A 12,521-nucleotide genomic window follows, 5' to 3' on the forward strand; every position below is an offset into this window, starting at 1 on the left:
AGGAATTAAGAATACCAAGGTCTACAAGGCCGTCTGCGGGAGTGGTCGATGGTTCAGGCAAGCAGTCACGCCGAGGGCGGGCACGAGGGGAAGCAGGGCGCGACACGGTCGCTGAGCCTGCTGGTGGCAGCGGTCGGGGTAGTATATGGCGATATCGGCACCAGCCCGTTATATACCCTCAAGGAAGTCTTCACCGGCGGTTACGGGGTGCCGGTCAACCATGACGGCGTGCTCGGGATTCTGTCGCTGATCCTCTGGTCGCTGTTATGGGTGGTGTCGTTCAAGTACGTGATGTTCATCCTGCGCGCCGACAACCAGGGCGAAGGTGGCACCATGGCGCTGACCGCATTGGCGCGGCGGGCCACGGCGGCGTACCCGCGGTTGCGCACGCTGATGGTGGTGTGCGGCTTGATTGGGGCTTCGCTGTTCTACGGCGACAGCATGATCACCCCGGCCGTGTCGGTACTCTCGGCGGTGGAAGGCATGGGCCTGGCGTTCGAGGGCATCGACCACTGGGTGGTGCCGATTTCGCTGGTGATACTGGTGGCGCTGTTCCTGGTGCAGAAGCACGGCACCGACAAGATCGGCAAGCTGTTCGGCCCGATCATGGTCACCTGGTTCGTGGCGCTGGGCGCGTTGGGGGTGTATGGCATCTCGCAGAGCCCGGAAGTGCTCAAGGCGTTCAACCCGATCTGGGCGGTGAACTTCTTCGTGGTTCACCCAGGCATGGGCGTCGCCATTCTCGGTGCGGTGGTGCTGGCGCTGACCGGTGCCGAGGCGTTGTACGCCGACATGGGCCACTTTGGCCGCAAGCCGATCGCCCGGGCCTGGTTTGCCCTGGTGCTGCCGGGGCTGGTGCTCAACTACTTTGGCCAGGGCGCGTTGCTGCTGCAGGATGCGGAGGCAGCCCGCAACCCGTTCTACCTGCTGGCACCGGGCTGGGCGCTGCTGCCGCTGGTCGGCCTGGCTACCCTGGCCACGGTGATCGCTTCGCAGGCGGTGATCTCCGGGGCGTTCTCCCTGACCCGCCAGGCCATCCAGCTGGGCTATATCCCACGCATGCAGATCCAGCACACCTCCAGTGACGAACAGGGGCAGATCTACATTGGCGCGATCAACTGGACGTTGATGGTTGGCGTAGTCCTGCTGGTGCTCGGCTTCGAGTCGTCCGGCGCCCTGGCAGCGGCTTATGGCGTGGCGGTGACCGGTACCATGCTGATGACCACCATCCTGGTTTCGGCGGTGATGCTGCTGCTGTGGAAGTGGCCGCCACTGCTGGCAGTGCCGATTCTGGTGGGCTTCCTGCTGGTCGACGGGCTGTTCTTTGCTGCCAACGTGCCGAAGATCGCCCAGGGCGGTGCCTTCCCGGTGCTGGCGGGGGGCGTGCTGTACCTGTTGATGAGCACCTGGAAGCGCGGCAAGCAGATCCTGGTGGAGCGTATCGACGAAGGCGCGCTGCCGCTGCAACTGTTCATCAGCAGTATCCGTATCCAGCCGCCGCACCGGGTCGAAGGCACGGCGGTGTTCCTCACGGCGCGCTCCGATGCCGTGCCCCACGCGCTGTTGCACAACATGCTGCATAACCAGGTACTGCACAGTCAGGTGGTGCTGTTGACGGTGGTCAGCGAGGACCGGCCACGGGTGCCGGAGCAGGAGCGTTTTGAGGTGGAGGCCTATGGCGACGGGTTCTTCCGCGTGCTGTTGCACTTTGGCTTCATGGATGAACCGGATGTGCCGGCGGCGTTGCGCCTGTGCCACCTGGACGAGCTGGACTTCACCCCGATGCGCACCACCTACTTCCTCAGCCGCGAGACGGTGATCGCATCGCGGCTGGAGGGCATGTCACGCTGGCGGGGCAACCTGTTCGCATTCCTGTTGAAGAACGCCAACGGCAACCTGCGCTTCTTCAACCTGCCGTTGAACCGGGTGATCGAGCTGGGGACCCAGGTCGAGATCTGATTTTCAGCGCAGGTGCGAGCGCTTACGGCGGTAACTGTAGGAGCGGATTTATCCGCGAAGCAGGCGGCGCGGTGGCTGGCACCGGCTGTGCCGGTGATCGCGGCTGAAGCCGCTCCTACGGGTACGCTGTTCAAACTGTAGGAGCGGATTTATCCGCGAAGCAGGCGGCGCGGTGGCTGGCACCGGCTACGCCAGTGATCGCGGCTTCAGTACCTGTGGGAGCGGGCGTGCCCGCGAAGGGCCTCAAGGGCTATCAGTTCTGTGCAGCCACGTTCGACTTGCCCTGGCGCGTCTCGATCTCGCCGATCAGGCGCTTGGCCAGTGCCGGGTAGTTCTCGTCGAAGTGGTGCCCGCCTGGCAGCTTAAGGCGCTCGCCTACCGCAGTCTTGTCGGTGCAGCCGCTCTCGTCGGTTTCCTCGACGCCGTACACGCACACCACCTTGGACGCTGGCAGCCTGGCCATTTCCGGCCCGGTCGGTGCTTCCTGGCCTTCCTTGCCGAGCCAACCCTCGACTTCAATCTCGAAGCTGCCACTGCGGGCAAAGGCCAGCAGCATCACCGCGTCGATACGCTGCTGGTCCTCGACCGGCAGGCGGTTGTAGATCGCCGGCAGCACGTCGGCACCGAATGAATAGCCGGTCAGCACGAAGCGCTTGGTGCCCCATTTCTGCCGGTAATGCTGCATCAGTTCGGACAGGTCGGCGGCGCTTTGTTCCGGGGTCTTGTGCTGCCAGTAGTAGCGCAGCGTGTCGATGCCTACCACCGGGTAGCCCAGCTTGGCCATTTCCCCGGCCACGTCACGGTCCAGGTCACGCCAGCCGCCATCACCCGAGAGGAACAGGGTGACCGTGTCGGTGGTTTGCCCGGCAGGCACCTCGACCACCGGGATGGCCAGGGCGTTGCCGTCGTGGCCGACCAGGGCCTGGGTCAGTTGCGCCTTGAGCACCTGGGGCAGGTGGATGTCGTAGTCGCTGATGCTGGTTTCAGCATTGGCCTGGTCACGCACGAAAGCGGCGCTGGCGTCATCCGGGTTGTCGTTCCAGGCGACATTCCAGTGGCCGTGGGCGGCCGATTTCGGCAGGGGCGCCTGGCAGCCGGGTTGTTCCAGGTTGAAGTCCACGGAAATCGCCCGCGCCTTGTCGTCGTTCTGGCTGGCCAGCCAGCGCCAGGCCTGGGCCGCGCCAGGGCCGATACCGGCAACCAGGGTCGGCTTCTGCGGCAGTTGGGCCAGGGCCTGGTCCATGGCCTGCTGCTGCTTGCTGCAGTCATTGGGCGGCAGGATCACCTGCACCAGCTGCGCTTCGCCGGCCTTGGCCAGGTCCAGCAGCTGCTTGTCGGTCAGTGCCTGGTCCTGCGGCACACCGATGGCCACCCGGGCCCTGGGGTGCACGCCTGGCGTCACGCGGGTAATCGGGGTGTCATTGATGCTCAGTTGCTCCAGGCGCGCCTCGGGGGCCGGGCGCGCCCACAGCCAGAACGCCAGCGCCCCCCCCAGGGCGGCCAGCAGCAGGGGAATCAGCATGTACAGCCAAAAGCGTCGGGTCATCAACGTTTCACCAATCCAGTCAAGCCGCCTGCGATCAGGGCGGCGGTGTCGGCCAGTGCCACCAGCGGGTCAAGCCCGGCCGGCACGGCCATATAGCGGGGTTCCCAGTCCGGTTGGAATTTGTCCTTGAAGCGTCGGAGCCCCTGGAAGTTGTACAGCTGCTCGCCGCGGCGGAACACCATCGAACCCAGGCGTTGGGTCAGCGGTGCGCCACGCCGCGGCTGCAGGCCGGAAAGCGGTACCATGCCGAGGCTGAAGCGGGCGTAGTCATGGCTTTTGTAGTGCAGGATCAGGCCGATCATCATGAATTCCATGGTCAGCTTCGGCGCCTCGGGATGCGCGCGCATCAGGTCGAGGCTGGCCAGTTCCTTGCCGTGGGTTTCCAGCAGGTTGGCAAAGGCCACCGGGCGGCCCTGGAAGCGGATCAGGGCAATGCGGAAGTGCTGCAGGTACTCAGGGCTGAAGCGCCCCAGCGAGAAGCCTTTCTCGCGGACGTTCTTGCCGCCGAGCCAGGCGTCGGAAATTTCCTTCAGCTCTGCCAGCGGGGCTTGGCCGGGTTCGTGGATTTCCAGGCTCAAACCGTCACGGCTGCCGCGGTTCCAGGTGTAGCGCAGGTCCTTCATCTCCTTGCCCTTGGCTTCCAGGTCGAAACGGCGCAGGTCGACCCGGGCTTCTTCGCCCAGCTTCAGCGCGGTCAGGCCGATGTCCATGTAGAACGGCAGGTTCTCGGCGCGGACCTGGTAGAACACCGGCCGGGCGTGGTGCAGGTCGCACAGGTCACGGAATTGCCAGATCATCTCGGCGCGTTCCTGGGCCGGGCCGATCGGGTCATACAGGGCCACCAGGCTGCGGCCGCGACGCGCGTACATGAGGAAGGCGTTGTCGCCCGGGTGGAACAGCAGCGCCTTGTCGCCGGTCAGGGCCAGGCCGCCGTCGGGCTGGTCAGAGGCCAGCAGAATGCGGTTGGCGCGCTGCAGTTCCTGCTCATCGGGCAGGTGGATCACAGGCGGTGCGGTGCGCAGCAACCAGGTCAGGGCCACGGCCGCCAGCAGCAGTGCGCTGCCCATGGCGGCGCGCAGGCCACGTGGGGCGTCGGCATCAAGGGTGAACTGCCACCACAGCTGATGGCTGTAGGGCACATCCTGGTAGGCGAACAGCAACAGCCATACCGATGCCCCGACCACACAGGCGCTGGCCACCAGAAACACGGGCGAGAATGGCAGTTCCAGCAAGCGACTGGGGCGATAGAAGGAACGGCGGAACAGGGCGAGCAGGGCGGCGGTGAAGGTCAGCAGGCTGGCCTCTTCCCAGTCGAACCCCTTGAGCAGCGACAGCAGCGCGCCGACCAGCAACAGCACAGTGGTCAGCAGCCAGGCGGCGGACAGGCGTCGACGCAGGCCTTGGGCCAGCAGCAGGCACAGCACCCCGATCAGGCTGGCGCCGAAGTGCGAGGCATCGATCAGGCGGTGCGGCACCAGGAAGCCCATGTGCTCCAGGCGCGTGTCGATTTCGGGTGTGGCCCCGGAGAACAGCAGCACCACCCCGGAAAGGAATACCAGAATCGACAGAACCGGCGCCGCCAGCCCGGAAGCAGCCTTGATCGCCTGCTGGGCGAACAGCAGGCGCCGGGCTTCGTTGGCCAGCAGCAACACGCAGGCCAGCAACAGCGGCAGCACGACGTAGATCAGCCGATACAGTAGCAGGGCCGCCGCCAGCGGGGCCGCGCCGAGCTGGTCGGCAAAGGCTGCCAGCAGGATCGCCTCGAATACCCCGACGCCGCCCGGTACGTGGCTGAGCACCCCGGCGGCCAGGGCCAGCAGGTACACCAGGACAAAGGCGCCGAACGGCGGAGCTTCGGGTAGCAGCAGATACAGCACGGTAGCAGCCGCGGCGACATCCAGCGCGGTGATCAGCAGTTGCATGGCGGCCAGGCGCGCGCCGGGCAGGCGCAGTGTGCGGCGGCCCAGTTGTACCAGCAGGTTGTCGGCCAAGGGCTGCTCGGCCAGGCGTCGGCGGTACAAGCCGACCACCATTACCCCACACAGCAGCAGCACGGCGCTGGCAATAGCTCCCAGCAAGCCAGCTGGCAAGCCCAAGGCGGCCGAGGCTGCCGGCAGGTCGGTCAAGGTCGCCAGGGCCGCCAGCGGTGGCAGCGCGCAACCCAGTGACAGGCTGGCGAAGACGGTCATCCGTGCCACTTCACCGGCGCCCACCCCTTGCCGTGCGTACAGGCGGTAGCGCACCGAACCACCGGAAAGCATCGACAGGCCGATGGCGTTGCCGATGGCAAAGGCACTGAAGCCGCCCAGCACCAGGCTGCGCGCCGGCAGCTGCACGCCGGCATAGCGGCTGGCCGACCATTCGTAACCCAGCAGGATGACGAAGCCGAGCACGGTAGCCAGCAAGGCGCCCAGCAATGCCTGGGCCGGCACGCTGAGCATGGCATCGTGCAGTGCGTAGATGTCCAGCTCGCTCAGCAGGTGACGGCAGGCGATCAACGCCATGGCGAACAGTACCAGGGTCACCATCAGGCCGATCGGCTGGCGATAACGGCTCAGGCGTTCGAGCAAGGGCAGGCGTTGCGCGGCACCGGGCAGTGCCGAGGCGAGCGGTACCGGCGTTTCGGGATTGTGCGAAGTCATGGATTGCCCCGGGCATGCAGCGCGAGGTGAGCGAAAGGTATGGCCAAGTGATAATCCCTTAGAAAAACGTATCCAATGTTACTCCGGCCTCCGGCATTTTCAGCCGGCTGGCAGGGTTAAAGATAGTTCATCCTCGGCGCGAGCTCTCAAGCCCGTGGGCTGGCTGCAAGGTGAGGGTAAAAGGGTGCGACGAAAAGCAGGGGAGGGAAAAGCAACAAACCCCGCGCTGCTGTTACACAGGCGGGGTTTGTTCTGACGAATATGGTTGCGGGAGCCGGATTTGAACCGACGACCTTCGGGTTATGAGCCCGACGAGCTACCAGGCTGCTCCATCCCGCGTCAGTGGGGCGAATTCTACAGTTTCCAGAATGGCTGTCAAGCGCTAGTCGTTGATTTTTTTGATATTTATTCGAGCGTCTTATTCAGGACAAAAGAAAAAGGCCACTGTGTTAACAGTGGCCTTTTCTCGAATCTGGTTGCGGGAGCCGGATTTGAACCGACGACCTTCGGGTTATGAGCCCGACGAGCTACCAGGCTGCTCCATCCCGCGCCTGTGAGATCGAATTCTACGGATTTAACCGTGGCTGTCAAGCACTTTCCTAAAAAAACCTTTCCTGTTCAAACTCTTAGCGCTTGAATATGGCGCTCGGATCAGGCGTGGCGGGGCTTTCAGGCCGATCATCGAGCATTGCCGGCCTGCAGCTGCACACCCCGAGGGCGAATGCGATACTATCTGTATGAATTTACAGTGCTGACGGTCATCCATGTCTCTGCGCAAGATCATTCACGTCGACTGCGATTGCTTTTACGCCGCGATCGAGATGCGTGACGACCCGCGCCTGGCCGGGCGGCCCATGGCGGTAGGGGGCTCGCCTGAGCACCGTGGGGTGATTGCCACATGCAACTACGAGGCACGTGCCTATGGCGTGCGCTCGGCCATGTCCTCACGGCATGCACTGAAACTGTGCCCGGACCTGCTGATCGTCAAGCCGCGCTTCGAGGCCTACCGTGAGGCCTCGCGGGAAATCCACGCGATCTTCCGTGACTACACCGAGCTGATCGAACCGCTGTCGCTGGACGAGGCCTACCTGGATGTGACAGATAGCCAGTGGTATTCGGGCAGCGCCACGCGCATCGCCGAGGATATCCGCCGCCGCGTCGCCCGCACCCTGCATATCACTGTCTCGGCTGGCGTGGCACCGAACAAGTTTCTGGCCAAGATCGCCAGTGACTGGCGCAAGCCCAACGGGCTGTTCGTGATTACCCCGGGCGAAGTGGAGGCATTCGTTGCCGCCTTGCCGGTGGCCAGGTTGCATGGGGTGGGCAAGGTGACGGCAGACAAGCTGGCGCGGCTGGGGATCGACACCTGCCTTGATCTGCGTGAATGGTCACGTTTGGCGCTGGTGCGCGAGTTCGGCAGTTTTGGCGAGCGGTTGTGGGGGTTGGCGCGTGGTATCGATGAGCGTGCGGTTCACAATGACAGCCGCCGACAGTCAGTCAGTGTGGAAAACACTTATGACACCGATTTGCCGGACCTGGCCAGCTGCCTGGCACGTTTGCCCGAACTGCTGGAAAGCCTGAACGAGCGCATCGCCCGTATGGACAGCAGTTATCGGCCGGAAAAACCCTTCGTCAAGGTCAAGTTCCATGACTTCAGTCAGACCACCCTGGAGCAGGCGGGGGCAGGTCGGGACCTGGACAGTTATCGACAGTTGCTGGAACAGGCCTTTGCCCGTGGTGGCAAGCCGGTGCGCTTGCTAGGGGTGGGGGTGAGGTTGCGCGATTTGCGCGGGGCGCATGAGCAGCTGGAGCTGTTCCCGCCTAAATGAAAGGGGCCGCAAAGCGGCCCCGTTCGTTACTGTGCGCCCGGGTCAGCGACCAGGCGGCCAGTGGCCTTGGTCAACGATTGCAGAAACTCCTGCTGCAGCTCCGGATCGTTGCGGGTCAGCTCGATCAGGCTCTGCTCCATTTCACTGGCTTCCTCTTCCAGGCCCAGTTCGGACAGGCGCTTGACCCGGTGGACCCATTGGCCGACGTCGTCATCCTCAAGGTCATCGAAGATCAATTCGTGGGCCTCGAGCAACTTGTTGCGCAGGGTGGCGCTGACCAGCAGGCTGGCATCGCCACGTACCGCGTTGTCCTCGTCGACCACCTGCAGGTGCAGGGTGCCGATGTGGTTGAGGTTCTGCTCGGAGAACGGGCTGTCGAGAAGGTTCAGGCGCAGCACGCCATTCCTGTCGGTGGTCAGCTCGTGGGTCATCCTGCCGGCCTTGACTTCGACCAGGCGCTCGCTCCAGGGCACGCTGGTGGATTCCTCGCGCTTGCCCTTCTGCACTTCGCTGATCCCGGCCAGGTTCTGCTGGGCGCGGCCGTTGGACGGCACGTTCATGAACGGGTTGAGCCCGTCCACACCATAGCTGAGCCAGTCGTGGGTGACGCTTTCCGGCAGATTGCCCAGGGCGAAGACGTTGACCACGTTGGCGCCGACGCCCGCCACCACGGCCACTGCCCCCAGCGGGATCTCGTAGATCTCCCGCCAAGGCTGGTAGGGCGTATAGCGGTCATAGCGGCGGGTGACTTCGAACTCGGTGACTTCGAAGCGCTGCTGCTCATGCACACGCACACGGCGTTGCGGAAGCTCCATCACCTTCGGCTCGCCGACATCGATCTGCAGGGTGTGCTCGAGCAGTTTGCGCTCGACGCGCTCCTCATGGTCACTGCGCTGGGACATCTGGTTGGCGCAACCGCTGACGAGCAGGGTGCCGCACAGTGCGGCGCCCCCCAGGGTAAAGGTACTTCGCTTGTACATGATCACTCGTGCATTGGTTATCAGCGGCGAACGCGGGCCTGCAGGAAGGTCAGCACTTCGGCGAGCGGCAATGCCTGGGCGTCCTGCTCGGTGCGGTGCTTGTATTCCAGGTTGCCTTCGGCCAGGCCGCGGTCGCTGACGACGATGCGGTGCGGGATGCCGATCAGTTCCATGTCGGCAAACTTGATGCCGGGGCTGGTCTTCTTGTCGCGGTCGTCCAGCAGCACTTCGTAACCGGCGGCGGTCAACTCGGCGTACAGCTTGTCGGTCGCCTCGCGGACCACGTCGGTTTCGTAGCGCAGCGGTACCAGGGCGATCTGGAACGGGGCCAGGGCGTCATTCCAGATGATGCCCTTGTCGTCATGGTTCTGCTCGATGGCGGCAGCGACCACGCGGGACACGCCGATACCGTAGCAGCCCATGGCCAGGGTGACCGGCTTGCCGTTCTCGCCCAGTACCTGGCACTTCAGCGCCTCGCTGTACTTGGTGCCCAGCTGGAAGATGTGGCCCACTTCGATGCCGCGCTTGATCACCAGGGTGCCCTGGCCGTCCGGGCTCGGGTCGCCTTCGACCACGTTACGCAGGTCGGCGACCTGTGGTACCGGCAGGTCGCGCTCCCAGTTCACGCCGAAGTAGTGCTTGTCGTCGATGTTGGCGCCGATGCCGAAGTCGCTCATCAGGGCGACCGAACGGTCGATGATGATTTCCAGCGGCAGGTTCAACGGGCCGAGCGAACCGGCGCCGGCACCAATGGCCTCGCGCAGTTCGGCATCGCTGGCCATGACCAGCGGGTCGGCCACCTGTTCCAGCTTGGCCGCCTTGATTTCGTTGAGTTCGTGGTCACCACGCACGATCAGCGCAACCAGCTTGCCCTGTTCCGCGCCATGCACGATCAGGGTCTTGACGGTTTTTTCGATCGGCAGGCCGAAGTTTTCCACCAGCTGGGCGATGGTCTTGGCGTTCGGCGTGTCGACCAGGCGCAGCTCCTCGGTAGGCGCAGGGCGCACGGTTTCCCGCGGGATGGCCTCGGCCTTCTCGATGTTGGCGGCGTAGTCGGAGCTGTCGCTGAAGATCACGTCGTCTTCGCCGGACTCGGCCAGCACGTGGAACTCGTGCGAGTAGCTGCCACCGATGGAGCCGGTGTCGGCCTGCACTGGGCGGAAGTCCAGGCCCAGGCGGGTGAAGATGTTGGTGTACGCCTGGTGCATGCGGTCGTAGGTTTCCTGCAGGGAAGCCTGGTCGGCATGGAACGAGTAGGCGTCCTTCATGATGAATTCACGGCCGCGCATCAGGCCGAAGCGCGGGCGGATCTCGTCACGGAACTTGGTCTGGATCTGGTACATGTTGAGCGGCAGCTGTTTATAGCTGGACAGCTCGTTGCGCGCCAGGTCGGTAATGACTTCTTCGTGGGTCGGGCCGACGCAGAAGTCGCGCTGGTGGCGGTCCTTCAGGCGCAGCAGCTCGGGGCCGTACTGTTCCCAGCGGCCGGATTCCTGCCACAGCTCGGCGGGCTGGATGCTGGGCATCAGCACTTCCAGGGCGCCGGCGGCGTTCATTTCCTCACGCACCACGGCCTCGACCTTGCGCATCACCCGCAAGCCCATCGGCAGCCAGGTGTACAGGCCGGAGGCCAGTTTGCGGATCATGCCGGCACGCAGCATGAGCTGATGGCTGATGACCACTGCGTCGGCAGGGGTTTCTTTCTGGGTGGCGAGCAAATATTGACTGGTGCGCATGGTGAGCCGTGTCGATTGCCTAAGACATTGAAATGACCCCGCATTGTACGGGGGCGAAACGAAGGCGTACAGGATGCCCCAGGGCGTGACGCTTGTCAGCCAAGAAAAAGCCCGGCGTGATCGCCGGGCTTTTTCAGGTGCGGGGCACTGCAAGCCAGGCTTACAGGATGCTCAGCGGGTATTCCACGATCAGGCGCAGGTCGTTGTTGTCTTTGGCGTACTCGGCTTCGTACGCATCGTTGGCGCGGTACACGGCATAGCGTACGCGGAACGACAGGTCCTTGGCCGGGCCTTCCTGGATCACGTACTTGGACTCGACGTTCAGTTCGTGCTCCTTGCCTTCGGTGTTCGCTAGGGTCTCGATGTTGTCACCGTAGACATAGCGAGTCATGAAGCTCAGGCCAGGTACGCCGTAGGAGGCCATGTTCAGGTCGTAACGGGCCTGCCAGGATTTTTCTTCACGGCCGACGAAGTCGGAAATCTGGATGGAGTTGGACACGAAGATGGTGCCGTTACCATCGACGCCGTACAGGTAGCCGGTGTCGCCGCTGGAGCGCTGGTAGGCCAGGGTGAACTTGTGGCCGCCGAGGCTGTAGGCAGCTGCCAGGCTCCACAGCTTGTTGTCCAGTTCGCCGTACAGGGCCTGGCCCTGGTCTTTCGAACGGTAGCCGTTGAAGTCGAAGTTCAGCGCCTGGCTGTCATCGATCGGCAGGTTGTAGTTGAGGTTGATGTACTGCTTCTTGAAGTAGTCATCAACGTCAGAGGCTGCCAGGGTACCGATGAAGTTGTCGGTGAACGAGTAGGTCGCGCCGGCAATGTTCGCCGAGGTCAGGCCTGGCGAGTGCGGGCCGTTGATGCTGTCCTTGCCCATGCCGGTCTGCGAGCTCAGCGCGGTGAAGCGACCTGCGGTCAGCTCGAGGCCTTTGATTTCCTTGCTGGTGATCAAGGTACCTTCAGCCACTTCTGGCAGCAGGCGGCTGTCGTCGGTTGCGAAGACCGGGCTGGCCACGAACTGGCGACCGTACTTCAGGGTGGTGTCGGACAGGCGGAACTTGACGGCTGCGCCGCCTTTGCCTTGCGAATCTTCCGGGTGGCCGTCGCTGTCGGTGCGGAACAGGCCGTTGCCTGAGGTACCCTTGCCGCCGTCGAACTTGACGCTGCCCATGGCCATGACGTCGAGGCCGACACCGATGGTGCCCTGGGTGTAACCGGATTCGAAGACGCCCAGCAGCGAGGCGCCGCTATCTTCGCGGTGGCCGCTCTTGAAACCGCTGGATTTGCTTGGGTCGGCAATGTTGCCTGCGCCGTGCTTGAAGTCGCGGTTCATGTACATGGCGCGGGTCTTCAGGTTCAGCGTACTGTCTTCGATGAAGCCTTTGGACTCGTCCTGGGAAGAGGCCAAAGCCAACTGCGAGGTCCCTGCCGCAACGGCCAGGGCGATCATGCTCCACTTCATCACGCGCATCGTGATTTGCTCCTTTGGTTTTTTAGGAAGAGTACCGCTGCGGCCATCTGTTCTAGTTATATGGTGCAGCTCTTTCTTGTTATGTCGGCGAAAATGTATAGCACGCTGACTGTTGTTGGCGATATGGCTATATGCATCCTTTACGGAACTTTTTTGCCATGTCGCTTTCAGGTGTTTCCATGTCGCAAATCACGCCCTGGTTAAAGGGTCGTACAACGCCAGCGTTGTTTCCGTCGCCATCATGCATGTGTAGATGCAACTAGGCTCGGCAAACTCCCTGGTAACCAATGCCGCTGTTGTCATTTGTCGCGTTCACCTGCCGTAGCAGATGTCGTGCCGACTTGGCGTGGAGAGAATGCAACAA

General features: G+C 63.4%; 7 protein-coding genes and 2 tRNA genes. 2 read left to right on the forward strand and 7 right to left on the reverse strand.

Going from position 1 to position 12,521, the window contains the following annotated elements:
- Positions 1 to 48 precede the first annotated feature (48 nt).
- The gene (locus HU760_RS06790; protein WP_186680190.1) at positions 49 to 1,959 is read left to right on the forward strand and encodes a potassium transporter Kup; all 1,911 of its coding nucleotides are present in this window, start codon (positions 49 to 51) and stop codon (positions 1,957 to 1,959) included.
- Between the two features lie 253 nt (positions 1,960 to 2,212).
- Here HU760_RS06790 and HU760_RS06795 read toward each other — a convergent pair whose 3' ends face one another.
- The 4 genes from HU760_RS06795 to HU760_RS06810 all read right to left on the reverse strand — a co-directional run bounded on the left by HU760_RS06795 (position 2,213) and on the right by HU760_RS06810 (position 6,697).
- Positions 2,213 to 3,505, reverse strand: a complete 1,293-nt coding sequence (locus tag HU760_RS06795) for a virulence factor family protein (RefSeq protein ID WP_186680192.1) — start codon at positions 3,503 to 3,505, stop codon at positions 2,213 to 2,215.
- On the reverse strand, positions 3,505 to 6,147 hold the full coding sequence (mprF, locus tag HU760_RS06800) for a bifunctional lysylphosphatidylglycerol flippase/synthetase MprF (RefSeq protein ID WP_186680193.1): 2,643 nt from the start codon (positions 6,145 to 6,147) through the stop codon (positions 3,505 to 3,507). The genes HU760_RS06795 and mprF overlap by 1 nt, the downstream gene beginning before the upstream one ends.
- A 262-nt stretch (positions 6,148 to 6,409) precedes the next feature.
- Positions 6,410 to 6,486: transfer RNA gene (locus HU760_RS06805), tRNA-Met, on the reverse strand.
- Positions 6,487 to 6,620: 134 nt separating this feature from the next.
- Positions 6,621 to 6,697: transfer RNA gene (locus HU760_RS06810), tRNA-Met, on the reverse strand.
- A gap of 220 nt (positions 6,698 to 6,917) precedes the next feature.
- Here HU760_RS06810 and dinB point away from each other — a divergent pair.
- On the forward strand, positions 6,918 to 7,976 hold the full coding sequence (dinB, locus tag HU760_RS06815) for a DNA polymerase IV (RefSeq protein ID WP_186676422.1): 1,059 nt from the start codon (positions 6,918 to 6,920) through the stop codon (positions 7,974 to 7,976).
- Positions 7,977 to 8,002: 26 nt separating this feature from the next.
- Here the strand turns inward: dinB and HU760_RS06820 are convergent, their stop codons facing one another.
- From HU760_RS06820 to HU760_RS06830, 3 genes are all read right to left on the reverse strand, one after another.
- The gene (locus HU760_RS06820) at positions 8,003 to 8,956 is read right to left on the reverse strand and encodes a hypothetical protein (protein WP_186675959.1); all 954 of its coding nucleotides are present in this window, start codon (positions 8,954 to 8,956) and stop codon (positions 8,003 to 8,005) included.
- Positions 8,957 to 8,976: 20 nt separating this feature from the next.
- Complete coding sequence (locus tag HU760_RS06825; RefSeq protein WP_170031588.1) at positions 8,977 to 10,692, reverse strand: proline--tRNA ligase; 1,716 nt, start codon at positions 10,690 to 10,692, stop codon at positions 8,977 to 8,979.
- 160 nt (positions 10,693 to 10,852) lie between these two features.
- Positions 10,853 to 12,157 (reverse strand): OprD family porin, encoded by a 1,305-nt coding sequence (locus HU760_RS06830; RefSeq protein ID WP_186675961.1) that lies wholly within the window; start codon positions 12,155 to 12,157, stop codon positions 10,853 to 10,855.
- Positions 12,158 to 12,521: the final 364 nt, after the last annotated feature.

The sequence above is a fragment of the Pseudomonas oryzicola genome, from assembly GCF_014269185.2.
Lineage (GTDB): Bacteria > Pseudomonadota > Gammaproteobacteria > Pseudomonadales > Pseudomonadaceae > Aquipseudomonas > Aquipseudomonas oryzicola.

Excerpts from the sequence above, each read along its gene's own strand:
- HU760_RS06820 (WP_186675959.1), bottom strand. The coding sequence starts at position 8,956 with ATGTACAAGCGAAGTACCTTTACCCTGGGGGGCGCCGCACTGTGCGGC.
- HU760_RS06830 (WP_186675961.1), bottom strand. The coding sequence starts at position 12,157 with ATGCGCGTGATGAAGTGGAGCATGATCGCCCTGGCCGTTGCGGCAGGG.
- HU760_RS06795 (WP_186680192.1), bottom strand. The coding sequence starts at position 3,505 with ATGACCCGACGCTTTTGGCTGTACATGCTGATTCCCCTGCTGCTGGCC.
- mprF (WP_186680193.1), bottom strand. The coding sequence starts at position 6,147 with ATGACTTCGCACAATCCCGAAACGCCGGTACCGCTCGCCTCGGCACTG.
- HU760_RS06790 (WP_186680190.1), top strand. The coding sequence starts at position 49 with ATGGTTCAGGCAAGCAGTCACGCCGAGGGCGGGCACGAGGGGAAGCAG.
- HU760_RS06825 (WP_170031588.1), bottom strand. The coding sequence starts at position 10,692 with ATGCGCACCAGTCAATATTTGCTCGCCACCCAGAAAGAAACCCCTGCC.